This window comes from Streptomyces sp. NPDC023527 (assembly GCF_055560115.1).
The window spans coordinates 182,081-207,012 of the sequence record NZ_JBVHJJ010000007.1; the positions used below are offsets into that span (position 1 = coordinate 182,081).

Genomic DNA, 24,932 nt, shown 5'->3' on the forward strand with positions numbered 1-24,932 from the left:
ACTCCTTCGTTAGACCGCGTCCATTCTGCCCTGGCCCGCCCCCTCGGAGGTCACCCGCCCGTCCCGCTGCGCCACGACGGGCGCCACGGCCTCCACGGGCACGACGGGCAGGGGATACGGCGGGGGAGTGCCGCCGAACTCGGGGCAGACGGCCTGGTGGTCGCACCAGCCGCACAGCTTCGTGGGGCGGGGCCGCCAGTCGCCCGTGTCCGTGGCCAGCTCGATGGCCTCCCACAGGGCCCTCAACTTGCGCTCGACGACCAGCAGCTCCGCCTCCGCCGGGTCGTACGTCAGCACATCGCCGCTGCCCAGATAGACCAGCTGGAGCCGGCGCGGCACCCGGCCCCGCAGCCGCCACATCACCAGGGCGTAGAACTTCATCTGGAACAGCGCCTCGGACCGGAACTGCGGCGCCGGGGCCTTGCCCGTCTTGTAGTCCACGATCCGCACATCACCGCTGGGCGCCACGTCGACCCGGTCGATGAAGCCGCGCAGCGTCAACCCCGACGCCCCGCCGGCCCCCGCGCCCTCGATCACCGTCTCCACGTACAGCTCGCGGTCGGCGGGCTCCAGGCGCGTCGGGTCCTCCAGCGTGAACCAGCGCTCGACCAGCCGCTCCGCCTCCGCCAGCCACGTCGCCAGCCGGTCCGCGTCGTGCGAGCCGTCGTCCTGGAGGAACAGCTCCGCCAGCTCCGGCCGGGCCGCCAGCAGCTTCTCCCACTCACCCGGCACCAGGCCCTTGGCCCGCGGCGCGGTCCGCTCGGCCGCCGGGGCGTCGAAGAGCCGCTCCAGCACCGCGTGCACCACCGTGCCCCGCGTCGCCGCCGCGCTCGGCTTCTCCGGCAGCTTGTCGATCACACGGAAGCGGTAGAGCAGCGGGCACCGCATGAAGTCCCCGGCGCGCGAGGGCGACAGCGCGGCGGGCCGCGCCGCGGGCCGCGCACGCCGCTCCCCGGCCTCCGGCGGGGCGTCCCCGGCCGGTGCGGGCGCGGACGGAGCGGGCACGGACGGCGCGGACGCGGGCGGAGCGGCGGGCTCGACCGTGCCGGCCGGATCGGCCTGCCCGGCCGATCCGAGCGGCACGGACGACCCGGCCGCGTCCCCGGCGCTTTCCTCAGTGGCGAATCCCATGACAGGAACCCTACGGCCCGTCACTGACAGTCGGCCGCATACCATCGACGACAGACCCCCTCGCACTGCATGATCGAGACAACGCACCTGGGGTGCGGGGGCCGCATCCGACGAGGGGACACCGTGGACGACAGCGGGCAGGGCCGGTCCGGCAGCGGGGGCGCCGGGACCCAGGGCGAGCCCGGGGAGCGCAAGCCGAGAAGGCCGCGCGAGAGCGGCGGCGGCATCCTCATGGGCCGCCCCTTCGGCGTGCCCGTCTACGTCGCGCCCAGCTGGTTCCTCGTCGCCGCCCTCATCACCTGGGTCTTCGGCGGCCAGCTCGACCGCGTCCTGCCCGAGCTCGGCCGCGCCCGCTATCTGGTCTCCCTCTTCTTCGCCATCGCCTTCTACGCCTCCGTGCTCGTCCACGAGCTGGCGCACACCGTCGCGGCCCTGCGCTTCAAGCTGCCCGTGCGCCGCATCCAGCTCCAGTTCTTCGGCGGCGTCTCCGAGATCGAGAAGGAGAGCGAGACCCCGGGCCGCGAATTCGTCCTCGCCTTCGTCGGCCCCCTGCTCTCCCTGATCCTCGCCGGGGTCTTCTACCTCGCCCTCCTCGCCGTCGAGCCCGGCACCGTCCCCGGCGTCCTCCTGGGCGGCCTGATGGTCTCCAACCTCCTCGTCGCGGCCTTCAACCTGCTCCCCGGCCTCCCCCTGGACGGCGGCCGCATGCTCCGCGCGGTCGTCTGGAAGATCAGCGGCAAGCCCATGACCGGCACCGTCGCCGCCGCCTGGATCGGCCGCGCCCTCGCCGTCGCCGTCCTCGTCGGCCTGCCCCTGCTCACCCGGGCCGGCGGCGTCGGCGACGACTCCGAGAGCTTCGGCGGCGTCGACTCCCTCACCGACGCCCTCCTCGCCGCGATCCTCGCCGCCATCATCTGGACCGGCGCCGGCAACAGCCTGCGCATGGCCCGCCTGCGCGAACGCCTCCCCGACCTCAGGGCCCGCACCCTCACCCGCCGCGCCGTCCCCGTCGAGGCGGTCACGCCCCTGTCCGAGGCCCTGCGCCGCGCAGGCGAAGCCGGCGCCCGCGCCCTCGTGGTCGTCGACGGCCTGGGCACCCCCACCGCGCTCGTCCGCGAGTCCGCCATCGTCGGCGTCCCCGAGCACCGCCGCCCCTGGGTCGCCGTCAGCGCCGTCGCCCAGGACATCAAGGACGGCATGCGGGTCTCCGCCGAGCTCTCCGGCGAGGACCTCCTCGACGTCCTGCGCACTACCCCCGCCAGCGAATACCTGGTGGTCGAGGACACCGGCGAGGTCTACGGAGTGCTCTCCACCACCGACGTCGAACGCGCATTCGTGGCAGCGATGGCGCGACCCCAGCCCCAGGGCCGGTAGGCTGGTCACATGTCCGAACCGACCGGTGCCGCCCGCCGACGCGGCCCCTTCCAGGTCGGGGACCAGGTCCAGCTCACCGACCCCAAGGGACGCCACTACACCTTCACGCTCGAAGCCGGGAAGCAGTTCCACACCCACAAGGGTGCCTTCCCGCACGACGAGCTGATCGGTGCTCCCGAGGGCAGTGTTGTCCGTACCACGGGAAACGTCGCCTACCTCGCGCTGCGCCCCCTGCTCCCCGACTACGTCCTGTCCATGCCGCGCGGAGCCGCGGTGGTCTACCCGAAGGACGCGGGGCAGATCCTCGCGATGGCCGACATCTTCCCCGGCGCCCGCGTCGTGGAAGCCGGTGTCGGCTCCGGCTCCCTGAGCAGCTTCCTGCTGCGCGCCATCGGCGACCAGGGCATGCTGCACTCCTACGAGCGCCGCGCCGACTTCGCCGAGATCGCCACCCAGAACGTCGAGCGCTACTTCGGCGGCCCCCACCCCGCGTGGCAGCTCACCGTCGGCGACCTCCAGGACAACCTGTCCGACACGGACGTCGACCGCGTGATCCTCGACATGCTCGCCCCCTGGGAGTGCCTCGAGGTCGTCCGCAAGGCGCTCGTCCCCGGTGGCATCCTCTGCTGCTACGTGGCGACCACCACCCAGCTCGCCCGGACCGTCGAGTCCATCCGCGAGATCGGCTGCTTCGCCGAGCCGTCGGCCTGGGAGACCATGGTCCGCACCTGGCACGTGGAGGGCCTGGCCGTCCGCCCGGACCACCGCATGATCGGGCACACCGGCTTCCTGCTCACCGCCCGCCGCCTCGCGGACGGCGTCGAGCCGCCGCTGCGCCGCCGCCGCCCCGCGAAGGGCGCCTACGGCGAGGACTACGACGGTCCCGGCAGCCAGAGCGGCTCCGCCGAGCGCTGAGTCCACTCCCGGCCGCACCCTCACCCCGGCGCCGCCGCCGAGAACCGCATCGCGGAACTCGGCGGCGGCGCCCGTTCGTTGAGCTCCACCACGGGCAAACCCCCTGTTCCCCGGCGCCCCGCCGTATGGCACGATGCGGATCGACCCCGCAGTCACCGCCCACAGGAGTCAGCGCGCGTGCAGTCACCGGCAGGACCCGGCCCGACCGTGACCCCCGAGGTATCCGACCCGCTCCCGCACTCCCGCCCCCGCGCGGCGCACTGGGCGGTCACCGCCGCCGCGCTCGCCGCCGTGATCACCGCCACCGCGCTGTCCGGCCCGGCTGACGACACCGCCACCGCCTCGGCGCCCGCGCCCGTCGCCGCGCCCGCGGCGGCGCCCGACCCGGACGCCGCGCGCTATCCCCTGGACTGCGGCGACGCCGGCGTGGACGTGGTCCGGCGGGCCGCCGCCGACCTCGACGGCGACGGACGCCCCGAGACCACCGCCGTCGTCCGCTGCCGCTCCGGCGCGGGCACCCCGCCCAGCGGCGTCTACGTCCTCGGCCCGGCCGCCGGACCGGGCGAACCGCCGCGCGTCCTGGCGACCCTGGTCGACCCCGGCGAGAGGATGAGCGTCACGCGCTTCGCGGTGACCGGCGGGACCATTTCGGCCACCCTGCTCGGCTACTCCACCCCGAAGGTGCCGCGTTGCTGCCCGGACCGCAGCCGAACCGTCGAATGGCGGTGGAAGGGCGGCAAGTTCGTCCTCACCGCCCTGCCGGTCGCGGGGAGTGTGTGAGGGGTCACTCGGCGTCGGGGCCGTAGACCTCGACCTTGTCCGAAACCCGGCGGACGTGGATGCAATCGCCGGGGCAGTCCTTCGCCGACTCCCGCACGTCGGCGAGCAGCGGCAGCGGTACGGGCGTGGTGGCACCCTGGGCCTGGAGCAGCTCGTCCTCGGGGCTCTTCACATACGCCAGACCGTCGATGTCCAGCTCGAAGACCTCGGGGGCGTACTGGGCGCAGATTCCGTCGCCGGTGCACAGGTCCTGGTCGATCCAGACCTCGAGGTCGCCGAGTCCTTCGTCCTGCACGGTCATCTCGCCTGCCGTTTCCTACGTACGTGAACCAATTGGAGCCAGCCCTGACGGGTGTTGACCGACTCGACGATACAACCGCCCGCTTTCCGATGTTGATGGGTGGGTATTCCCCTGCTGTGAGGACGTGCGCAAGGGTGAAGATCGGACACACTCCGACCGGGTTTGTGATCTAGGGGTTTCAACCTGCACCGGCCCAGGTAGGGTCAGGAAGCGTCCAGCTCCCCTTGGAGGAGGTGAGGACCGTGGCAGCCCACGACGACGACATGAACCGCGGCATCCGGCCGGGACGAGGGTCTGACGACCTCGCGAGCCAGGTTGCCTATTTCGAGCAGGAGATCGCCGTCCTGCGACGCAAGCTCGCCGACTCTCCGCGTCACACGAGGATTCTCGAAGAGCGGATCGTCGAGCTCCAGACGAACCTGGCCGGCGTGTCCGCTCAGAACGAGCGGCTCGCCAATACCCTCCGTGAGGCCCGCGACCAGATCGTGGCACTCAAGGAGGAGGTCGACCGGCTCGCACAGCCGCCGGCCGGCTTCGGGGTCTTTCTGCAGGCGAACGAGGACGGCACCTGCGACATCTTCACCGGAGGCCGCAAACTCCGGGTCAATGTCAGCCCCAGCGTCGAGCTCGAGGACCTCCGGCGAGGCCAGGAGGTCATGCTCAACGAAGCCCTCAACGTGGTCGACGCCATGGAGTACGAGCGGGCCGGGGACATCGTCACCCTCAAGGAGATCCTTGAGGACGGCGAGCGCGCCCTGGTCATCGGGCACACCGACGAGGAGCGGGTGGTGAGGCTCGCCGAGCCGCTGCTGGACATCACCATCCGCCCCGGCGACGCCCTCCTGCTCGAACCCCGCTCCGGCTACGTCTACGAGGTCATCCCGAAGAGCGAGGTCGAGGAGCTCGTCCTCGAAGAGGTCCCCGACATCGACTACACGAAGATCGGCGGCCTGGGAAACCAGATCGAGCTGATCCGCGACGCGGTCGAGCTCCCCTACCTCTACCCCGACCTCTTCAAGGAGCACGAACTGCGGCCGCCCAAGGGCGTGCTGCTGTACGGCCCGCCCGGCTGCGGCAAGACGCTCATCGCCAAGGCCGTCGCCAACTCCCTTGCCAAGAAGGTCGCCGAGGTCACCGGACAGCCCGCGGGGAAGAGCTTCTTCCTCAACATCAAGGGCCCCGAGCTGCTCAACAAATACGTCGGCGAGACCGAGCGGCACATCCGGCTGATCTTCCAGCGCGCCAGGGAGAAGGCGAGCGAGGGCACCCCCGTCATCGTCTTCTTCGACGAGATGGACTCCCTCTTCCGCACCCGCGGCTCCGGAGTCAGCTCGGACGTGGAGAACACCATCGTCCCGCAGCTGCTCTCCGAGATCGACGGCGTGGAGGGCCTGGAGAACGTCATCGTCATCGGCGCCTCCAACCGCGAGGACATGATCGACCCCGCGATCCTGCGCCCCGGCCGCCTCGATGTGAAGATCAAGATCGAGCGTCCGGACGCGGAGGCCGCCAAGGACATCTTCTCGAAGTACCTGACCGCCACCCTGCCCATCCACGTGGACGACCTCGCCGAGCACGCCGGCGACGCGAAGTCCGCCGTGGCCGGCATGATCCAGTCGGTCGTCGAGCAGATGTACGCGGAATCCGAGGAGAACCGCTTCCTGGAGGTCACCTACGCCAATGGTGACAAGGAAGTCCTGTACTTCAAGGACTTCAATTCCGGCGCCATGATCCAGAACATCGTGGACCGGGCCAAGAAGATGGCCATCAAGGCATTCCTCGACCACAACCAGAAGGGTCTGCGCGTCTCCCACCTGCTCGCCGCCTGCGTGGACGAGTTCAAGGAGAACGAGGACCTGCCCAACACCACCAACCCGGACGACTGGGCCCGGATCTCCGGCAAGAAGGGCGAGCGGATCGTCTTCATCCGTACCCTCGTCACCGGAAAGCAGGGCGCCGACACCGGTCGCTCCATCGACACGGTGGCCAATACCGGTCAGTACCTGTAAGAACGTCGTCCGGCCGCGAATGCCCTGTCCACCCGCCCCGGCGGGAGGACGCCCGGGGCGTCCGCGGCCGGACGTGTTTTTCCGGGCAGCCGGGCCGCATTTCCGCCAGGATTCCGGCACGGGGGCATTGATCGACCGGGTACGGCACGAACCGGAGCAATGACTGTAATGATCTCCCCACCGCCGCAAAGCCGTTCTAGGCTCTTCGATACCGCCGCGATGCGCAGTGGGGGATCGGGGACCGGACACGGACCGGATGCGCAGCGGTACTTGAGCGCCGACCCCACCAGGGGGCGCCGCCGGGCAAGGAGGGCCGCATGACCGTACGGCGAGTAATGGGCATTGAGACGGAGTACGGGATCTCCGTCCCCGGTCACCCGAACGCCAATGCCATGCTCACCTCGTCCCAGATCGTCAACGCCTACGCGGCGGCGATGCACCGGGCGCGACGAGCCCGCTGGGACTTCGAGGAGGAGAATCCGCTGCGGGACGCCCGCGGCTTCGACCTCGCCCGTGAGGCCGCCGACTCCAGCCAGCTCACGGATGAGGACATCGGCCTGGCCAATGTCATCCTCACCAATGGCGCGCGGCTCTACGTCGACCACGCGCACCCCGAGTACAGCTCCCCGGAGATCACCAACCCGCGGGACGCCGTCCTGTGGGACAAGGCCGGCGAGCGGATCATGGCCGAGGCCGCCGAGCGCGCCGCCCAGCTGCCCGGAGCCCAGCCGATCCATCTCTACAAGAACAACACCGACAACAAGGGCGCGTCCTACGGCACCCACGAGAACTACCTGATGAAGCGGGAGACCCCCTTCTCGGACATCGTGCGGCACCTGACGCCCTTCTTCGTCTCCCGGCAGGTGGTCACCGGCGCCGGCCGCGTCGGCATCGGCCAGGACGGCCACGAGCACGGCTTCCAGCTCAGCCAGCGCGCGGACTACTTCGAGGTCGAGGTCGGCCTGGAGACCACGCTCAAGCGCCCCATCATCAACACCCGCGACGAGCCGCACGCCGACGCGGAGAAGTACCGCCGCCTGCACGTGATCATCGGCGACGCGAACCTGTCGGAGATCTCGACGTATCTGAAGCTGGGCACCACGGCCCTGGTGCTGTCGATGATCGAGGACGGCTTCATCGCCTCCGACCTGGCCGTCGAACAGCCGGTCCGCACCCTCCACCAGGTCAGCCACGACCCCACGCTGAAGCGGCTCATCACGCTCCGCAGCGGGCGCACCCTCACCGCCGTGCAGCTCCAGATGGAGTACTTCGAGCTGGCGCGCAAGTACGTCGAGGACCGCTTCGGGGCCGACGCGGACGAGCAGACCAAGGACGTCCTCACCCGCTGGGAAGACGTGCTGGGCCGCCTCGAACACGACCCGATGAGCCTGTCCGGCGAGCTGGACTGGGTCGCCAAGCGGGAGCTCCTGGAGGGCTACCGCCGCCGCGACAGCCTGGACTGGGACGCGGCCCGGCTGCACCTGGTCGACCTCCAGTACGCGGACGTACGCGCCGACAAGGGCCTGTACAACCGCCTGGCGGCCCGCGGCCGGATGAAGCGGCTGCTGGACGAGACCGAGGTCCAGCGGGCCCGCACGGCCCCGCCGGAGGACACCCGCGCGTACTTCCGGGGCCGCTGCCTGGAGCAGTACGCCGACGACGTGGCGGCCGCGTCCTGGGACTCGGTCATCTTCGACCTCCCCGGCCGTGACTCCCTGCAACGGGTCCCCACCTTGGAGCCACTGCGGGGCACCCGCAACCACGTCAAGGAGCTCCTGGACCGCTGTCGCACGGCGGAAGACCTGGTACGGGTCCTGTCGGGCGGCTGAGCGGTGACCGGCGAGGGGTCTGAGAAGGCTGCGTTCTGGGAATCATCACGGTGGTTCCGGGACGTTGTAGCAAGTACAGGGCCGATGTCGGACCCTGCTTGTAGGGTCGGATCTTGTAGGGCCGAGCACGTCTGAACTACCTCTGATCTTGTACGTCGAAGCGAGCGGGGTGAGGGATATGGCGACCAAGGACACCGGCGGCGGGCAGCAGAAGGCCACGCGATCCACGGAGGACGTGGAGGAGCAGGCCCAGGACGCACAGGTCTCGGAGGACCTCAAGGAACGACAGGAGAAGCTGTCGGACGACGTGGACTCCGTACTGGACGAGATCGACGACGTCCTCGAGGAGAACGCCGAGGATTTCGTGAGGTCATTTGTTCAGAAAGGCGGGGAATAGCAAATAATGTCCGAATTGCATCAAGGGAAGAAATGTTCTCGATGCAAGCGGACATTGCCTCGCGATGCGTTTGCCTCCAACCAATCGCTGAAGGACGGCCTCCAGTCGTACTGCCGGGTATGCGCTGCCGAGTACTACAAGCAGCGTCAGGAGGCGAAGGGCTGCGTGGTGCGGGTGAGGGTGCCTGTGCCGCGCGGGCACAAGCGTTGCCCGGACTGCGAGCAGGTGAAGCCTCACAGCGAGTGGGAGAAGAACAAGACCTCGTCCGACGGATGGGCGAGCTACTGCCGGGAATGCCGTGCGGAGCGCAATCGCGACAGCTATTTCCGACGCAGATATGGTCTGACCCTGGATGAATTGCGTGATCTCGTGAAACAGCAAGGCGGCGTGTGCGTCATCTGTCTCGACGCCCGCCCCGAGCACGTGGACCATGATCACGAGACGGGTAAAATCCGGGGCGTACTGTGCTTCAGCTGCAACGCGGCGTTGGGGCAGTTCAAGGATCGGGCGGACGCGTTGAGGCGGGCCGCCGCATACGTGGAAGGAAACGTGTGGAAGCCAACACTCGTAGCACCGGGCGTCTACCAGCTGCCTTCCTGACACCCGGCTCCTCGTCGTTCATGGATTTCCTCGGCGCGCACTCCCCGGAGCTCCTGCCGGGCAACCGGGTGCTCCCCCCGGTGCAGGGCGCCATCGAGATCCCGCACGGCACGACCATCGTCGCGGCCTCGTTCCCCGGCGGTGTGGTGCTGGCCGGTGACCGGCGGGCGACGATGGGCAATGTCATCGCGCAGCGCGACATCGAGAAGGTCTTCCCGGCCGACGAGTACTCGGCCGTCGGCATCGCCGGCACGGCCGGCCTCGCCGTGGAGATGGTCAGGCTCTTCCAGCTCGAACTGGAGCACTTCGAGAAGGTCGAAGGCGCCCAGCTCTCCCTGGAGGGCAAGGCGAACCGGCTGTCCACGATGATCCGCAGCAACCTCGGCATGGCCATGCAGGGCCTCGCCGTGGTGCCGCTCTTCGCGGGCTGGGACGTCGACCGGCAGAAGGGCCGCATCTTCTCCTACGACGTGACCGGCGGACGCTCCGAGGAGCACGGCTTCGCGGCCACCGGCTCGGGTTCGGTCTTCGCCCGCGGTGCCCTGAAGAAGCTCTTCCGGGAGAACCTCACGGAGAGCCAGGCCACCACGCTCGTCGTCCAGGCCCTGTACGACGCCGCCGACGACGACTCCGCGACGGGCGGCCCCGACCTGGCGCGCCGTATCTACCCGATCGTCACCGTCATCACCGACGAGGGATTCCGCAGGCTCACCGAGGCCCAGTGCTCCGAGATCGTCCGCGCGATCCACGAGCGTCGGCTGGAGGAGCCCGACGGCCCGCGGGCCGCGCTGCTCTGAGGGCCGTCCGATGCCTTGTGGAATTGACTCGTCACTGACAGAAAGGGACGGATAGCCGGTGTCGACGCCGTTCTACGTCTCACCCCAGCAGGCCATGGCCGACCGCGCCGAGTACGCCCGCAAGGGCATCGCGCGCGGGCGCAGCGTCGTCGTGCTCCAGTACACCGACGGCGTTGTCTTCGTCGCCGAGAACCCGTCCCGCGCGCTGCACAAGGTCAGCGAGATCTATGACCGGATCGCCTTCGCGGCGGTCGGGAAGTACAACGAGTTCGAGAATCTGCGGATCGGCGGTGTTCGCTACGCCGACCTGCGCGGCTACACCTACGACCGCGAGGACGTCACCGCGCGCGGGCTGGCCAATGTCTACGCCCAGACGCTGGGCACCATCTTCTCCAGCGCCGGCGAGAAGCCGTACGAGGTGGAGCTGATCGTCGCCGAGGTCGGGGCAGGCCCCGAGGACGATCAGATCTACCGCCTGCCGCACGACGGCTCCATCGTCGACGAGCACGGCTCGGTCGCGGTCGGTGGCAATGCCGACCAGATCAGCAGCTATCTCGACCAGCGGCACCGGGACGGGATGACCCTGTCCGAGGCGCTCAAGCTCGCGATGGAGTCCTTGACCCGGGACAGCAACGGCGGGGAGGCGCGCACGCTGACCGCCGAGCAGCTGGAGGTCGCGGTCCTGGACCGTACGCGGCCGCAGCAGCGCAAGTTCAAGCGGCTGCTGGGTCGGCAGCTCTCCCGCCTGCTGGAGGAGGACGCGGCCGGTGGCGCAGCCGATGCCGCGGCTTCCGAGGCGGAGGGCTCCGGGGACGCGGAGGAGTAGTCGGGGTCTCCCCAAGAAACGCCGGACGGGCTGGGATCTGCATTTCCCAGCCCGTCCGGCGTTTCTATGACGGTTTTCAGCCGCTGACGACCGCCGTCGCCGTCGTGCCGCGGCCGACGAGCTCCACCGGCAGGGCCACCGCGGTCGGCGGCCTGCCGTCCAGGACGGCCATCAGCGCGCGCATACCGGCCTCTCCCACGGCCTCGGCCGGCAGTCGGACGGTGGTGAGCTCCGGCTCGACCGCGGTGGCCAGCGACAGGTCGTCGAATCCGGTCACCGAGACGTCGTCGGGGACGCGCAGTCCCAGGCGTCGGGCGGCCTTGCACGCACCTGCGGCGAGGATGTCGTCGTCGCAGATCAGGGCGGTGGGGCGGGGGCCGGGCCGGGTGAGGGCGCGCTCGGCGGCCCGCAGCCCGTCGGGGACGGTGAGGGCGGCGGGTTCGGTGCGCACGTCCGTGCCGGCGGCCCCGCGCAGTGCCTCGGCCAGGGCGCGGGCCCGGACGTGGAAGGTCCAGGAGTCGATGTCGGCCGCGAGGTGGACGAAGCGGCGGTGGCCGAGGGCGAGCAGGTGCTCGGTGACCTGGCGCATGCCGTCCGCGATGTCGAGGTTGACGGTGGCCGACGCCTCGGCGCGCCGGGGGTCGCTGTCGAGCATCACCAGTGGCAGGCCGCCTTCGCGGAGGGCGGTCAGGGCCTCGGCCGCCATGGAGGACGCGATGACGCCGTCGAGGGTGGCGCGGGCCGAGGCGAAGGGGTCGCGGGCGGGGCCGACGCCTTCCGGGGAGGGGTAGAGGACGACGCCGACACCGTGCTCGGCGGCGACGCGGGCGGCGCCCGTGTAGACACGGGCGAAGAACTCGTTGGTGAGGGCCGGCACGACCATCAGCGCGGTTCGGGTCCGGCCGAGGCGGAGGTTGCGGGCGGCGAGATTCGGCCGGTAGCCGAGGCTCCGGGCGGCGGACCGCACGGCCTCCGCGGTGCGCTCGGAGACCCGGCCCCGCCATTTCTCGCCCATGACGAGCGAAACAGTCGCCTGCGAGACCCCCGCGACGCGCGCGACGTCCCGGCTGGTGGCCCGGGCCCCGGTCCGGGGCCCGCGAATGCTGGGCCAGCGGTCCCCTCCGGGTGTGTCGAGCGGGACGGTCCCGTCGGTCGCGGATGGCCGGGCGCCGGGGCCGTCGTGCGGGTGGTCGGGCACGCCGGTGCGGCCGCCGGGTGTGCCCTCGGCTCGGTCGTCGTGCTGGATGTCCCGTGCGGAACCGGGCTGGTGGCCCGGCCCGTCCTCGGGGGCGCCGCGGCGGTCGGTCGGCTTACCGGGCTCGTCCCCGGCGGTGAGGGCTGCCTCGCCCTGGTCGGCGTCGTCCCGCTGTGCCGACCCGGCTCCGCTGCCCGGCCCGTCCTCCTTGGGCGTCCGCGCGTCCGCGCGTCCGCGCGCGCCCGAGTCGTCCGGACCCCGGTCCTCGCCCGTCGCGCGCCCGGCGACGGGCCCCGCGGCCACCCCCGCGGTCCCGGTCTCTCCGCCGCTGGTCACTGGCTGCCTCCCCTGTACCGGCCCGCGACGGTTGGACCCGCGGGCTGCGGCCATGGTACGTATAACGGCGCTAGTTATACGTAAAACCGTACTGGCTCGGTCGAAAACGACCCGGGTCGAACGAGAGGCGGACCATGGCAGGGGCGGGCGGCGGATACGTCGAGATGCTCAGGACGCGGCATGCGGCGCGGCTGCTGACCGGCACGCTGGTGGGGCGGCTGCCGAACGCGACCGCCGCGCTGGCGATCGTGCTCTTCGTCCGCGCCGAGGGCGGCAGCTACACCCTCGCCGGTGCGCTCTCCGCCGTCTACGGCGTGGCCAACGCCTTCGGCCAGCCGCTGCTCGGCCGGGCCGTCGACCTCTTCGGGCAGCCGCGCGTGATCCTGCCCTCGGCCGTCCTGGCCGCACTCGGCATGACGCTGTTCACCGTGGTCGGCACGGACCCGCTGCCGCTGTCCTACCTCGCCATGATCGTGGCCGGCTTCTTCACGCCGCCGCTGGAGGGCGGGCTGCGGGCCCTGTGGCCCTCGGTCCTCAAGAGCGAGGACGACATCCACGCCGCCTACTCCCTCGACGCGATCGCGCAGGAACTGATCTACGTGGTCGGTCCGCTGATCGTCATGCGGATCGTGGCCTACTGGTCCGAGGCCGGCGCGCTGTTCGTCCTCAATGTGCTCGGTCTCCTGGGCGCCCTCGCCGTGGTCACCTCGCCGCCCTCGCGGAAGTGGCGCAGCGAGGCCCGCGAGGCGCACTGGCTGGGCGCGCTGCGCTCGCGCGGGCTGCTGGTGCTGCTCGGTTCGTTCTTCTTCATCGGCTCGGCCCTGGGTTCGATCGCCGTGGCGGCGGTCGCCTACGGTGACGGCCACGGTGGTGGCGACGTCGCCAGCTACCTGCTCTCGGCCCTCGGCGTCGGCGCCCTCATCGGGGGTTCGATCTACGGTGCGCGGCAGTGGCCTGGGAGCCCGGAGCAGCGGCTGCGGGTGCTCGTCGTCGGTCTCGCGGTGGGGTACGTGCCGCTGCTGCTGGTGCCGGGCGTCGTCACCATGGTGATCCTCGCCGGGGCGGCCGGTGTCTTCCTGGCGCCCGCGCTGGCCTGCGCGTTCGTCGTCGTGGACCGGCACGCGCCGCGGGGCACCGTCACGGAGGCGTTCTCGTGGCTGGTGACGTCCTTCGGTGTCGGTGCGGCCATCGGTACCGCCTTCGTGGGCCCGGCGGTCGAGCACGGCGGCGCGCGGGCCGGTTTCATGGTCGCGGTGGGCGGCGGTGCGGCCGCCCTGCTCGTCCTGGTGCTGGCGCGGCGCTCCCTCGGAGCTCCCGATGCCCGGTCGACGGTCGTGGCCCGGTCGGAAAATGATCGGAACGGTGCTGTCGAACCCGGTTTCAGAGCAGGGCATCAGGCGTAATGTTCAGTCATGGATCGCCGCATTTTCGGGCTGGAGAACGAGTACGGCGTCACGTGCACGTTCAGGGGACAGCGCCGACTGTCACCTGACGAAGTGGCGCGCTACCTCTTCCGCCGTGTCGTTTCCTGGGGGCGCAGCAGCAATGTCTTCCTGCGCAACGGTGCTCGTCTCTACCTGGACGTGGGTTCGCACCCGGAATACGCAACTCCCGAGTGCGACAGTGTGATCGAGCTGGTCACCCACGACAAGGCGGGCGAGCGCATTCTTGAGGGCCTGCTCGTCGATGCCGAACGCCGCCTGCATGAGGAGGGCATCGCGGGCGACGTCTATCTGTTCAAGAACAACACGGACTCGGCGGGAAACTCCTACGGCTGCCATGAGAACTACCTCGTGGCCCGCCATGGCGAGTTCTCCCGGCTCGCGGACATTCTCATCCCCTTCCTCGTGACGCGGCAGTTGCTGTGCGGTGCGGGGAAGGTGCTGCAGACCCCGCGGGGCGCGGTCTACTGCGTCAGTCAGCGTGCCGAGCACATCTGGGAGGGCGTCAGCTCCGCGACGACGCGGTCGCGTCCGATCATCAACACCAGGGACGAGCCGCACGCCGACGCCGAGCGGTACCGCCGGCTGCATGTGATCGTCGGCGACTCGAACATGTCCGAGACGACGATGCTGCTGAAGGTCGGCGCCACCGACCTCGTCCTGCGCATGATCGAGGCGGGCACGGTGATGCGCGACCTGACCCTGGAGAACCCGATCCGGGCGATCCGCGAGGTCAGCCACGACATCACCGGCAGACGAAAGGTGCGCCTGGCCAGCGGCCGCGAGGCCTCCGCCCTGGAGGTCCAGCAGGAGTACTACGAGAAGGCCGTGGACTTCTGCGAGCGCCGGGGGATCCGTACGGGCACGGTGGAGCGGGTCCTGGAGCTGTGGGGCCGCACGCTGGAGGCGATCCGGGAGGAGGACCTGGACCGGATCCAGACCGAGATCGACTGGGTGATGAAGTACCGGCTCATCGAGCGGTACCGCGCCAAGAACAACATCACCATGTCCCATCCCAGGGTCGCGCAGATAGATCTGGCGTATCACGACATCCATCGTCGCCGGGGGCTGTATTACCTGCTGGAGAAGCGGGGTCAGGCGGCCCGGGTGTGCAATGACCTCAAGATTTTCGAGGGCAAGTCGGTGCCGCCGCAGACCACGCGGGCCCGGCTGCGCGGTGATTTCATCCGCCGGGCGCAGGAGCAGCGCCGTGACTTCACGGTCGACTGGGTGCATCTGAAGCTCAATGACCAGGCGCAGCGGACGGTGTTGTGCAAGGACCCGTTCCGGTCGGTGGACGACCGGGTGGAGAAGCTGATCGCCGGGATGTAGGAGCGGTGGGCGGCCGCCGTACGGGCGGACGGCGGTGGGGCCGGTGAGCACGGGCTCCACCGCTGTCGCGTGCCATGGTTAGAGTGGCCCCGTCCAATGTGTCCGACCGCCGCCCGTCTCGAGGGAATTCCGTGCGCCGAATCGCAGCCCTGCTGATCGCCCCCCTTCTGCTAGTCACCGCTTCGGCGTGCGGCAGCGACGACTCCGGCAAGTCCGGTGAGCCACCCGCGGTCAGTGGTGCGGAGGGTCAGAAGCCCAAGATCGAAAAGGGGAAGGGCGACGCCCCCAAGGATCTGAAGATCAAGGTCCTCAAGGAGGGCGACGGCGCCACGCTGAAGAAGGGCGACGCCCTGACGGCCAATTACCTGGGTCAGCTGTGGAACGGCAAGGTCTTCGACAACAGCTGGGACCGCGGCCAGCCCGCCACCTTCGAGATCGGCACCGGCAAGGTCGTCAAGGGCTGGGACGAGGGCCTGGTGGGCCAGAAGCTCGGCAGCCGTGTCGAGTTGGTCATCCCGCCCGACAAGGGTTACGGCGACCAGGGCCAGGGCGAGACGATTCCCCCGAAGTCCACCCTTGTCTTTGTCGTGGACCTCAAGAGCGTCACGCCGAACAAGCCCGAGGGCAAGGTCGTCGAGCAGAAGGACGACGCGCTGCCGAAGGTGGGCACGAACACCGACGGCAAGGCCCCCTCGGTCACGATTCCCAAGGGTGACGCCCCGTCGAAGGCGGTGTCCGAGACGATCATCGAGGGCAACGGCAAGGCCGTCGGCAAGGACGACAGCATCAAGACGCACTTCGAGGCCTTCCTCTGGAAGGACAGCAAGCCGCTGGACAACACCTGGACCCAGGGCGGCATCCAGTCGGTGGCGCTGAAGAGCCTGCCGGGCTGGCAGGAGGGGCTGGCGGGCAAGAAGGTCGGCAGCCGCGTGATGATGGTCGTGCCGAAGAGCGCGCTCACCGAGGAGCAGCAGAAGCAGTTCGACTCGCCGGTGGTCTTCGTCGTCGACATCCTGGGCGTCGGCTGACCGTCCCTGCCGAGGGATGCGCCGAGGAACGCGCCGAGGGGCCCGCTGAGGGATCCGCTGATCGCGTCGAGTGACCGCGTCGGCCGATCCCACCTCCGGACATCTGCCAGACTTGCACGGTTGTCTACAAGATTCTTTCGTAGGAGCAATTTCGTGAGCATCGACAAGCCCGAGATCGACTTCCCGGGTGGCGAGCCGCCGACCGACCTGAAGATCCGGGACATCTGGGAGGGCGACGGCGCCGTCGCCAAGGCCGGCGACATGGTCAAGGTCCACTACGTGGGCGTGGCCTTCTCCACCGGCGAGGAGTTCGACGCCAGCTGGAACCGTGGCGCCCCGCTCCAGTTCCAGCTGGGTGTCGGCCAGGTCATCGCCGGCTGGGACCAGGGTGTCCAGGGCATGAAGGTCGGCGGCCGCCGCGAGCTGATCATCCCCGCCCACCTCGCCTACGGCGACCGCGGCGCGGGCAACGCCATCGCGCCGGGCGAGACGCTGATCTTCGTCTGCGACCTGGTGTCCGTCTGACACCTCGGGGAACCCCGGGCCGAGGGCCCATGCCTACGGGCATGGGCCCTCGGCTTTTGCCGGAGGAGTCCGGAGCGGTACGGTCAACGGTTGAGAGCACAAGTAGAGAGGGCGTCGATGGCGATTGCCAAGGCCGAGCGGCTGATGAACCTGGCGCTGTGCCTGCTGGGCACGCGTCGTCCGCTCAGCAAGCGGGAGTTGCGGACCTCGATCGAGGCATATCGGGAGGCCTTCGGGCTGTCGGACGCCGCGACCGGAAGCGATGACGCCTTCAACCGGATGTTTGAGCGCGACAAGGACGATCTGCGCGAGCTCGGCCTGATCATCGAGACGGTCGAGAGCCTCGACGGCGAGACCGGCTATCTCGCCCGCCGGGACAGCAACCGCCTCCCGCCGGTCACCCTCGACGTCGAGGAGGCGGCCGCGCTGGGCCTGGCGGCCAAGGTGTGGCAGCAGGCCCGCCTCGCCGGTGCCGCCAGCGGCGCCCTCCAGAAGCTGCGCGCGGCCGGCATGCCGCTCGCCGACGACCCGTACGAGAGCCACAGCGCCCTCGAACCGCACATCCCGGTCCACGAGGCGGCCTTCGAACCGCTGATGCTCGCCGCCCGCGACCGCCGCCCGGTGATCTTCGACTACCGCAAGGCCAACGCCGCCCGCCCCGAGCAGCGGCACGTCGAGCCCTGGACCCTGGAGTGCTGGCGCGGCCACTGGTATCTGGCCGGCTGGGACCGCGACCGCGGCGCCGAGCGGGTCTTCCGGCTCTCCCGGATCACCGGCAAGGTGCGCTCCCGGGGCATCCCGTTCACCGCCCCGGTGCCCGACCACGTCACCGTCCGCGAGACGGTCGAGACCTGGGCGGGGGAGACCGCCACCGGCACCGCCCGGATCAAGGTCCGGGCCGGCCACGGCTATCCGCTGCGGGCCCGCGCCCTGTCCGCCCGTGACCTCGGTGACGGGTGGGACGAGCTGGAGATCCCGTACGGGCACGGGCTGGACGCCTGGCTGGTGGAGTTCGGCCCCGATGTGATCGTCCTCGAACCCGCCGAGCTGCGGGCCGATGTGGTCGACCGGCTGCGCGCCGTGGCCAAGGGCTGACCCGGGCGGACGCCGACCCGAGCAGAGCAGATCAGACGAGAGCCGGAAGGGAACGGAACCGACTTCTTATGGCCGGAAACGCCATCGACCAGACGCGGCGGATGCTGTCGCTGGTCACCTATCTGCGGGAGCGCCCCGGTGCCCGGGTCGCCGATGTGGCACGCGCCTTCGGCATCACCGAGGACGAGCTCATCGGTGACCTGGATGTGCTGCCGATGTGCGGCACCAGCTTCCGCGGCGGCGATCTGCTGGACATCGACACCGACGGCGACCGCATCTGGTGGCACAACCCCGATGCCTCCGGCACCAGCACCGGCGAGCCGCTGCGGCTCGCCGCGGACGAGGCCACCGCGCTGCTGGTGGCCGCCCGGGCCGTCGCCACCCTCCCGGGCCTGCGGGAGAGCGACCGGCAGGCGCTGGTGCGCGCCACCGCCAAGATCGAGACCGCGGCCGGAGAGGCGGCGGGCGCCAGCTCCCGGCTGTCGGTCACCTTCGAGTCCGAGGGCGGCGTCTTCGCCGACGTCGACCGGGCCATCGCCGAGCGCCGCCGGGTCTGGCTGCGCTACTACTCTCCCGCCCGCGACGAGCTCACCGAGCGCGAGGTCGACCCCATCCGGCTGTTCGCCGTCGGCCACACCTACATGGAGGCGTGGTGCCGCCTCTCCGAGGCGCGGCGCACCTTCCGCCTGGACCGGGTGGCCGAGATCCGACTGCTGGACGAGCCCTCCGACCCGCCGCCCGTGGAGCTGCGCGACCTGTCCGAGGGGCTGGTGCAGCCGGCCGCGGAGGACCCCGAGGTCGTCGTCGAGGTCGGGCCCGGCGGCCGCTGGGTCGCCGAGTACTACCCGCACGACGAGGCCGAGGAGCTGCCCGAGGGCGGCCTGCGGATCACCCTGCGCACCCCGGAGCCGGCCTCGCTGCGCCGGCTGGCGCTGCGCCTGGGCCGGGACGGCCGGATCGTCACCCCGCCGGAGCTGGCGGACAGCGCCCGGGACGCGGCGCGTGAGGCGCTCGCGGCATACGGCGAGTGAGGGGGCCGACCATGGACACGGGAACGACGACGGACACGCGCATGACCACCGCCGCGACCTTCATGGCGGCCTGCCCCGACTGCCGGGGCCGCTTCGAGCTGGCCGCGGCGGCGCTGCGGCTGGCGATCGGGGCGAGCGACCGGACCACGTTCTACTCCTTCACCTGCCCCGACTGCGGCTCGGCCGTCCGCAAGCCGGCGGGGGAGCGGATCGTGGAGCTGCTGACGGGCGGTGGGGTGAGCACCCTGCGGCTGCACTCCTCGGTGTGAGCCGCGCCGTGCCCCGCGCCCGTACGGTGTGACTCGTACCGTGCCCCGCGCCCGTACGGTGTGATCCGTACGACTCATGGAGCTCCGGTCCGATCCACCGCGACCGGCGCAATCCGGCCATCTCCCCCCGCCCCGATAGGCTCGCCCCCATGTTCTGGCCCATGCTCGCCATCGCCCTCGCCTTCTGCGGCATCGCCGTGCTCGGTGTGCTCGCCGCCCGGGTCCTGGTGGAGGTGCGGAGACTGGCCGGACAGGTGTCCGAGAGCTCGCGGCGTATCACCCGTGCGGCCGAGGACCTCGAACGGGCGGCGACCCCGCTGGCCGCGCACGTCGCGCACACTTCGCGCCAGGACTGAGGGGCCGGGGCCGACTCGGCCGGCCCTGGGCGGTCCCGGCCTTTCCTGGGGTCCGGGGCCTGGCGGTACGCTGTTTTGGGTGACCCTGCTGACGAGGCGGAGGGTCGCAGCCGGGCGTACGCACAGGGATTGCCCAGCGTTTACCCCTGCGCGTTACGATCGCTGCCGTACGACTGATGGACAAATGTCCGATCAGGTGGCAGTACCCACACTCATGCCGCTTCGGTGAGAAGGTAAACGCATATGTTCGGAAGGCTCGGCGCCCCCGAGATCATTCTTATTCTCGTCGTCATCGTCCTGCTGTTCGGTGCGAAGAAGCTTCCGGACATGGCGCGCTCGCTCGGCAAGTCCGCCCGCATCCTCAAGAGCGAGGCCAAGGCCATGAAGTCGGAGGGCCAGGACAACGCCTCCGCCCCGGCCGACCCGCCCGCCTCCGCCCAGACCCCTCGTACGATCAAGGCCGCCCCCGGTGATGTCGCCGGTGCCCGCCCGGTGAACGAGCCGAGCGACCACACGACGCAGCAGCACTGACCCAGGGATGATCGGGCGGCCGCCGATGGCGCCGTCTGCCGCACGAGATAGGGATGTGGGTTGCTCAAGCCTGCCCGCAAGAAGGAGAAGGACCCCGAGGGGCGGATGCCGCTCGCGGAGCACCTGCGTGAACTGCGCAACCGCCTGGCGAAGGCCGTCCTGGCCATCGTCGTGGTGGCCGTCGTCGCCGCGTTCTACAACAAGCAGATCATGGACTTCCTGTCCGCCCCGGTGCCCAAGTGCCCCGGCCGGGACCTGAGCCAGAGCCGCGGCGGCAACTGTGCGGTCCTGGTCTTCAACAGCCTGGCGTCGCCGTTCACCACCACGGTGAAGGTCTCCCTGCTGGCCGGCGTCACCGTCTCCGCGCCGGTCTGGCTCTACCAGCTGTGGGCGTTCCTGGCGCCCGGCCTGCACAAGAACGAGAAGAAGTACACGGTCGCCTTCGTGGCCACGGCCGCGCCGCTGTTCGTCGCGGGCGCCTACCTCGCCTACGTGATCATGCCCACGAGCATGCGGGTGCTGCTGAGCATCACCCCCGACTCCGCGGCCAACACCCTCAACCTGGACGACATCCTCGACTTCACCGTCCGGATGATCCTCGTCTTCGGCCTGGCCTTCGAGCTGCCGCTGATACTGGTCATGATGAACATCGCCGGCATGGTCACCGGCCGGACGATGATCAAGTGGTGGCGCGGCGTCGTCATGGGCGTCTTCGTCTTCGGCGCGGTCGCCACGCCGAGCACCGACCCGCTGGGCATGTGCGTCCTCGCCGTGCCGATCATCATTCTCTACTTCGGCGCCGTCGGGTTCTCGCTGCTCAACGACAAGCGCCGCGCGCGGCGCAACCCCGACCGTCTGCTGGACGACGACGAGGCCGCACCGCTGGACCTCACCCCGGAGCCGGTCGGTGACTCCCAGCCGCTGCCCGCCCTGAGCGAGCGGCCCGCCCGGCGCACCGGCTACGACGACGTGACCTGACGCGTCACGCACCTCCTTTCCGCCGTGGGGCGGCCGCTTCCCGGCGACCGCCCCAAGGCGTTCCCCGACCCGGTATCGTCCCCGGGTGACCAGCGAAATCACCCTCTTCGTCAACCCGACGGCGGGCCGTGGGCGGGGCGCGCGCGCCGCGCAGCCGGCGGCCCGGGTGCTGCGCGACGCCGGCTTCTCCGTCCGTACCGTCCTGGGCGAGAACGCCCCCGACGCGCTGCGCCGGGCCCGCGAGGCCGTGGCCGCCGGCACGGGCGCGCTGATAGCCGTGGGCGGCGACGGCATGTCCTCGCTCGCCCTCCAGGCGGTCGCCGGGACACCGACGCCGCTCGGCGTGGTGGCCGTCGGCACCGGCAACGACTTCGCCCGCGCGGCCGGCCTGCCCGTCCGCGACCCCGCGGCGGCCGGCCGGGTCATCGCCGAGGCGCTCAAGGGCGACGGCGGCCGGGCCGTGGACCTCGGCAGGGCCGGTGACACCTGGTTCGGCACCGTCCTCGCCTCCGGCTTCGACTCACGGGTCAACGACCGCGGCAACCGGATGCGGTTCCCCACCGGACGACTGCGGTACGACGTGGCCCTGCTCGCCGAGCTGGCCGCCCTGCGGACGACCGCGTACCGGATCACCCTCGACGACGGGCCCGAGCTGGAGGTCGAGGCGACGCTCGTCGCGGTCGGCAACAGCGGCTCGTACGGCGGCGGCATGCGCATCTGCCCCGGCGCTCGCCTGGACGACGGGAAGTTCGACGTCACCGTCATCGGTCCGTGCAGCCGGACCACGCTCCTGAAGGTCTTCCCGAGGGTCTACAAGGGCACCCACGTCGGCCACCCCGCCGTGACCGTGCACCGGGCGGCCGCGGTGCGGCTCGCGGCGCCCGGCGTCACCGGCTGGGCCGACGGCGAGCCGCTGGGCCCGCTGCCGCTCACCGCCGTCACGGTGCCGGGCGCCGTGCGGCTCCTGGGAGCTCGATAAAGATCGGGTGCGGTGTCGGACCTCCCCGGTAGGCTCGTACACAAGATGACCGACGACATGTCCCCTGCTGAGCGCTACGCCCTGTCGAGGGTGCGCGCCGCCGAGCAGGCCACCGCACTCGCTCCCTTCCGCGAGATGTACGAATTCGAGCTCGACCCGTTCCAGATAGAGGCCTGCAAGGCACTGGAAGCGGGCAAGGGCGTGCTGGTCGCGGCGCCGACCGGATCCGGCAAGACCATCGTGGGCGAATTCGCCGTCCACCTGGCCCTGACCCAGGGCCGCAAATGCTTCTACACCACCCCGATCAAGGCGCTGTCGAACCAGAAGTACAGCGACCTCGTCAAGCGCTACGGTGCGGCCAAGGTCGGCCTGCTGACCGGTGACAACAGCGTCAACGCGGACGCCCCGGTGCTGGTGATGACCACCGAGGTCCTGCGCAACATGCTCTACGCCGGCTCGCCGGCCCTCATCGGCCTCGGCCACGTGGTCATGGACGAGGTGCACTACCTCTCCGACCGCTTCCGCGGCGCCGTCTGGGAGGAGGTCATCATCCACCTCCCGGAGTCGGTGACCCTGGTCTCCCTGTCCGCCACCGTCTCCAACGCCGAGGAGTTCGGCGACTGGCTGGACACCGTGCGCGGCGACACCGAGGTGATCGTCTCCGAGCACCGGCCCGTGCCCCTGTGGCAGCACGTGCTGGCCGGCCGGCGGATGTACGACCTCTTCGAGGAGAAGCACAACCGCGAGGGCACCCCCGGGACCGGCCGCCGCGAGGTCAACCCCGACCTGGTGCGGCTGGCCCGCATGGAGAACAGCCGCCCCTTCGGCGGCCGCGACCGCCGGCGCGGCAATCTCCGCGAGGCCGACCGCGAGCGCGAGCGGCGCCAGCGCAGCCGGATCTGGACACCGAGCCGCGTCGAGGTCATCGAGCGGCTCGACGCCGAGGGCCTGCTGCCCGCCATCACCTTCATCTTCAGCCGCGCCGGCTGCGAGGCCGCCGTGCAGCAGTGCATGTACGCGGGGCTGCGGCTCAACGACACCGAGGCGCGGGCCCGGGTCCGGGAGATCGTCGAGGAGCGCACCTCCTCGATCCCCGACGAGGACCTGCACGTCCTGGGCTACTTCGAGTGGCTGGAGGGCCTGGAGCGCGGCATCGCCGCCCACCACGCGGGCATGCTGCCGACCTTCAAGGAGGTCGTGGAGGAGCTGTTCGTCAAGGGCCTGGTCAAGGCGGTCTTCGCCACCGAGACACTGGCGCTGGGCATCAACATGCCGGCCCGCTCGGTGGTCCTGGAGAAGCTCGTCAAGTGGAACGGCGAGCAGCACGCCGACATCACCCCCGGCGAGTACACCCAGCTGACCGGCCGCGCCGGGCGGCGCGGCATCGACGTCGAGGGCCACGCGGTCGTGCTGTGGCAGCGCGCCATGGACCCGGGCGCCCTCGCCGGTCTGGCGGGCACCCGCACCTATCCGCTGCGCTCCAGCTTCAAGCCGTCGTACAACATGGCGGTCAATCTGGTCTCGCAGTTCGGGCGGCACCGCTCGCGGGAGCTGCTGGAGACGTCCTTCGCGCAGTTCCAGGCGGACAAGTCGGTCGTCGGGATCTCCCGGCAGGTGCAGAAGAACGAGGAGGGCCTGGCGGGTTACCGCGAGGCCGTCACCTGCCACCTGGGCGACTTCGAGGAGTACGCCCGGCTGCGCCGCGACCTCAAGGACCGCGAGAACGAGCTGGCCAAGCAGGGTGCCACCCAGCGCAGGGTCGCGGCCGCGGCGGCGCTGGAGAAGCTCAAGCCCGGTGACGTCATCCATGTGCCGACGGGGAAGTTCGCGGGCCTGGCGCTGGTGCTGGACCCCGGCCTGCCCGCGGGCCGCACGGACCGCCACCGCGGCTTCGAGTCGCAGGACGGCCCGCGCCCGCTGGTGCTGACCGCCGAACGGCAGGTCAAGCGACTGGCGTCGATCGACTTCCCGGTGCCGGTCGAGGCGCTGGAGCGGATGCGGATCCCCAAGTCCTTCAACGCCCGCTCCCCGCAGTCGCGGCGCGACCTCGCCTCCGCGCTGCGCACCAAGGCCGGGCACCTGGTGCCCGACCGGCAGCGCAAGCGCCGTTCGGAGGCCGCCGACGACACCGAGATCACCCGGCTGCGCACCGCGATCCGCGCGCATCCGTGCCACGGCTGCGACGAGCGCGAGGACCACGCCCGGTGGGCCGAGCGCTATCAGCGCCTGCTGCGCGACACCCGCCAGCTGGAGCGGCGCATCGAGGGCCGGACGAACACCATCGCCCGCACCTTCGACCGGATCTGCGCGCTGCTGACCGACCTCGGTTATCTGCGGTCCGACGAGGTGACCGAGGACGGCCGTCGGCTGGCCCGGCTCTACGGCGAGCTGGACCTGCTGGCCTCCGAGTGCCTGCGCGACGGTGTCTGGGACGGGCTGAAGCCCGCCGAGCTGGCGGCGTGCGCGTCGGCGCTGGTGTACGAGTCCCGGGCGGCCGACGACGCGGCGCCGCCCAGGCTGCCCACGGGCCCGGCCCAGGAGGCGCTCGGCGAGATGGTCCGCATCTGGGGCCGGCTGGACGCCCTGGAGGAGCAGCACAAGATCAACCAGGCGGAGGGTGTCGGCCAGCGCGAGCCGGACCTGGGCTTCGCCTGGGCGGCCTTCCGGTGGGCCTCCGGCCACGGGCTGGACGAGGTGCTGCGGGAGATCGAGATGCCGGCCGGCGACTTCGTGCGCTGGTGCAAGCAGCTGATCGACGTCCTCGGCCAGATCGCGGCGGCCGCGCCGCAGGGCAGCCCCGTCACGCGCAACGCCCGCAAGGCGGTCGACGGGCTGCTGCGCGGCGTGGTGGCGTACTCCTCGGTGGGTTGATCCCA

At 70.8% G+C, this 24,932-nt stretch carries 24 protein-coding genes; 21 read left to right on the top strand and 3 right to left on the bottom strand.

Annotation, left to right across the window (positions count from 1 at the left end):
- Positions 1-9: 9 nt before the first annotated feature.
- The gene (locus ACZ303_RS16135) at positions 10-1,131 is read right to left on the bottom strand and encodes a RecB family exonuclease (RefSeq protein ID WP_467339327.1); all 1,122 of its coding nucleotides are present in this window, start codon (positions 1,129-1,131) and stop codon (positions 10-12) included.
- A gap of 69 nt (positions 1,132-1,200) precedes the next feature.
- On the opposite strand from ACZ303_RS16135, the gene ACZ303_RS16140 reads away from it, so the two are divergent.
- From ACZ303_RS16140 to ACZ303_RS16150, 3 genes are all read left to right on the top strand, one after another.
- Positions 1,201-2,505, top strand: coding sequence for a site-2 protease family protein (locus ACZ303_RS16140; RefSeq protein WP_467339329.1), 1,305 nt, complete (start codon positions 1,201-1,203; stop codon positions 2,503-2,505).
- A 9-nt stretch (positions 2,506-2,514) separates the two neighbouring features.
- Positions 2,515-3,420: a tRNA (adenine-N1)-methyltransferase gene (locus ACZ303_RS16145; RefSeq protein WP_087928842.1), complete on the top strand. Its 906-nt coding sequence runs from the start codon at positions 2,515-2,517 to the stop codon at positions 3,418-3,420.
- Positions 3,421-3,627: 207 nt separating this feature from the next.
- Complete coding sequence (locus ACZ303_RS16150; protein WP_467339330.1) at positions 3,628-4,200, top strand: hypothetical protein; 573 nt, start codon at positions 3,628-3,630, stop codon at positions 4,198-4,200.
- A 4-nt stretch (positions 4,201-4,204) separates the two neighbouring features.
- On the opposite strand, the gene ACZ303_RS16155 is transcribed toward ACZ303_RS16150, so the two are convergent.
- On the bottom strand, positions 4,205-4,501 hold the full coding sequence (locus tag ACZ303_RS16155) for a ferredoxin (protein ID WP_467339331.1): 297 nt from the start codon (positions 4,499-4,501) through the stop codon (positions 4,205-4,207).
- A gap of 242 nt (positions 4,502-4,743) precedes the next feature.
- Between ACZ303_RS16155 and arc the strand changes: the two genes are divergently transcribed.
- The 6 genes from arc to prcA all read left to right on the top strand — a co-directional run bounded on the left by arc (position 4,744) and on the right by prcA (position 10,959).
- Positions 4,744-6,510 (top strand): proteasome ATPase, encoded by a 1,767-nt coding sequence (gene arc, locus ACZ303_RS16160; RefSeq protein ID WP_467339332.1) that lies wholly within the window; start codon positions 4,744-4,746, stop codon positions 6,508-6,510.
- Positions 6,511-6,827: 317 nt separating this feature from the next.
- The gene (dop, locus tag ACZ303_RS16165; RefSeq protein ID WP_467339334.1) at positions 6,828-8,339 is read left to right on the top strand and encodes a depupylase/deamidase Dop; all 1,512 of its coding nucleotides are present in this window, start codon (positions 6,828-6,830) and stop codon (positions 8,337-8,339) included.
- A 178-nt stretch (positions 8,340-8,517) separates the two neighbouring features.
- Entirely contained in the window at positions 8,518-8,736 is a 219-nt protein-coding gene (locus ACZ303_RS16170) for a ubiquitin-like protein Pup (protein WP_058045164.1), read from the top strand.
- Positions 8,737-8,742: 6 nt separating this feature from the next.
- Entirely contained in the window at positions 8,743-9,336 is a 594-nt protein-coding gene (locus ACZ303_RS16175; protein ID WP_467339335.1) for an endonuclease VII domain-containing protein, read from the top strand.
- Positions 9,288-10,133, top strand: coding sequence for a proteasome subunit beta (gene prcB, locus ACZ303_RS16180; protein ID WP_467339336.1), 846 nt, complete (start codon positions 9,288-9,290; stop codon positions 10,131-10,133). Before ACZ303_RS16175 ends, prcB begins: the two co-directional genes overlap by 49 nt.
- Positions 10,134-10,191: 58 nt before the next feature.
- A complete protein-coding gene (prcA, locus tag ACZ303_RS16185) occupies positions 10,192-10,959 on the top strand; it encodes a proteasome subunit alpha (protein ID WP_467339337.1) in 768 nt (255 codons plus the stop codon).
- Positions 10,960-11,035: 76 nt separating this feature from the next.
- Here prcA and ACZ303_RS16190 read toward each other — a convergent pair whose 3' ends face one another.
- Positions 11,036-11,974: a LacI family DNA-binding transcriptional regulator gene (locus ACZ303_RS16190; RefSeq protein WP_467339649.1), complete on the bottom strand. Its 939-nt coding sequence runs from the start codon at positions 11,972-11,974 to the stop codon at positions 11,036-11,038.
- A 650-nt stretch (positions 11,975-12,624) separates the two neighbouring features.
- On the opposite strand from ACZ303_RS16190, the gene ACZ303_RS16195 reads away from it, so the two are divergent.
- The 12 genes from ACZ303_RS16195 (at position 12,625) to ACZ303_RS16250 (ending at position 24,927) form a co-directional block, all read left to right on the top strand.
- A complete protein-coding gene (locus ACZ303_RS16195; protein ID WP_467339338.1) occupies positions 12,625-13,893 on the top strand; it encodes an MFS transporter in 1,269 nt (422 codons plus the stop codon).
- Positions 13,894-13,902: 9 nt separating this feature from the next.
- Positions 13,903-15,264: a Pup--protein ligase gene (gene pafA / locus ACZ303_RS16200; RefSeq protein ID WP_467339340.1), complete on the top strand. Its 1,362-nt coding sequence runs from the start codon at positions 13,903-13,905 to the stop codon at positions 15,262-15,264.
- 131 nt (positions 15,265-15,395) lie between these two features.
- Positions 15,396-16,292 (top strand): FKBP-type peptidyl-prolyl cis-trans isomerase, encoded by an 897-nt coding sequence (locus tag ACZ303_RS16205; RefSeq protein ID WP_467339341.1) that lies wholly within the window; start codon positions 15,396-15,398, stop codon positions 16,290-16,292.
- 153 nt (positions 16,293-16,445) lie between these two features.
- Positions 16,446-16,817, top strand: coding sequence for an FKBP-type peptidyl-prolyl cis-trans isomerase (locus tag ACZ303_RS16210; protein ID WP_467339342.1), 372 nt, complete (start codon positions 16,446-16,448; stop codon positions 16,815-16,817).
- A gap of 117 nt (positions 16,818-16,934) precedes the next feature.
- Positions 16,935-17,912, top strand: a complete 978-nt coding sequence (locus ACZ303_RS16215) for a helix-turn-helix transcriptional regulator (protein ID WP_467339343.1) — start codon at positions 16,935-16,937, stop codon at positions 17,910-17,912.
- Between the two features lie 68 nt (positions 17,913-17,980).
- Complete coding sequence (locus ACZ303_RS16220; RefSeq protein ID WP_467339344.1) at positions 17,981-18,943, top strand: helix-turn-helix transcriptional regulator; 963 nt, start codon at positions 17,981-17,983, stop codon at positions 18,941-18,943.
- Positions 18,944-18,954: 11 nt separating this feature from the next.
- A complete protein-coding gene (locus ACZ303_RS16225; protein ID WP_467339345.1) occupies positions 18,955-19,212 on the top strand; it encodes a hypothetical protein in 258 nt (85 codons plus the stop codon).
- A gap of 149 nt (positions 19,213-19,361) precedes the next feature.
- The gene (locus ACZ303_RS16230) at positions 19,362-19,568 is read left to right on the top strand and encodes a hypothetical protein (protein WP_467339346.1); all 207 of its coding nucleotides are present in this window, start codon (positions 19,362-19,364) and stop codon (positions 19,566-19,568) included.
- Positions 19,569-19,811: 243 nt separating this feature from the next.
- Entirely contained in the window at positions 19,812-20,099 is a 288-nt protein-coding gene (gene tatA / locus ACZ303_RS16235; protein ID WP_467339347.1) for a Sec-independent protein translocase subunit TatA, read from the top strand.
- A gap of 60 nt (positions 20,100-20,159) precedes the next feature.
- Positions 20,160-21,077 (top strand): twin-arginine translocase subunit TatC, encoded by a 918-nt coding sequence (gene tatC / locus ACZ303_RS16240; RefSeq protein WP_467339348.1) that lies wholly within the window; start codon positions 20,160-20,162, stop codon positions 21,075-21,077.
- An 85-nt stretch (positions 21,078-21,162) separates the two neighbouring features.
- Positions 21,163-22,056: a diacylglycerol kinase gene (locus ACZ303_RS16245; RefSeq protein WP_467339349.1), complete on the top strand. Its 894-nt coding sequence runs from the start codon at positions 21,163-21,165 to the stop codon at positions 22,054-22,056.
- Between the two features lie 45 nt (positions 22,057-22,101).
- Positions 22,102-24,927 (top strand): DEAD/DEAH box helicase, encoded by a 2,826-nt coding sequence (locus ACZ303_RS16250; protein WP_467339350.1) that lies wholly within the window; start codon positions 22,102-22,104, stop codon positions 24,925-24,927.
- Positions 24,928-24,932: the final 5 nt, after the last annotated feature.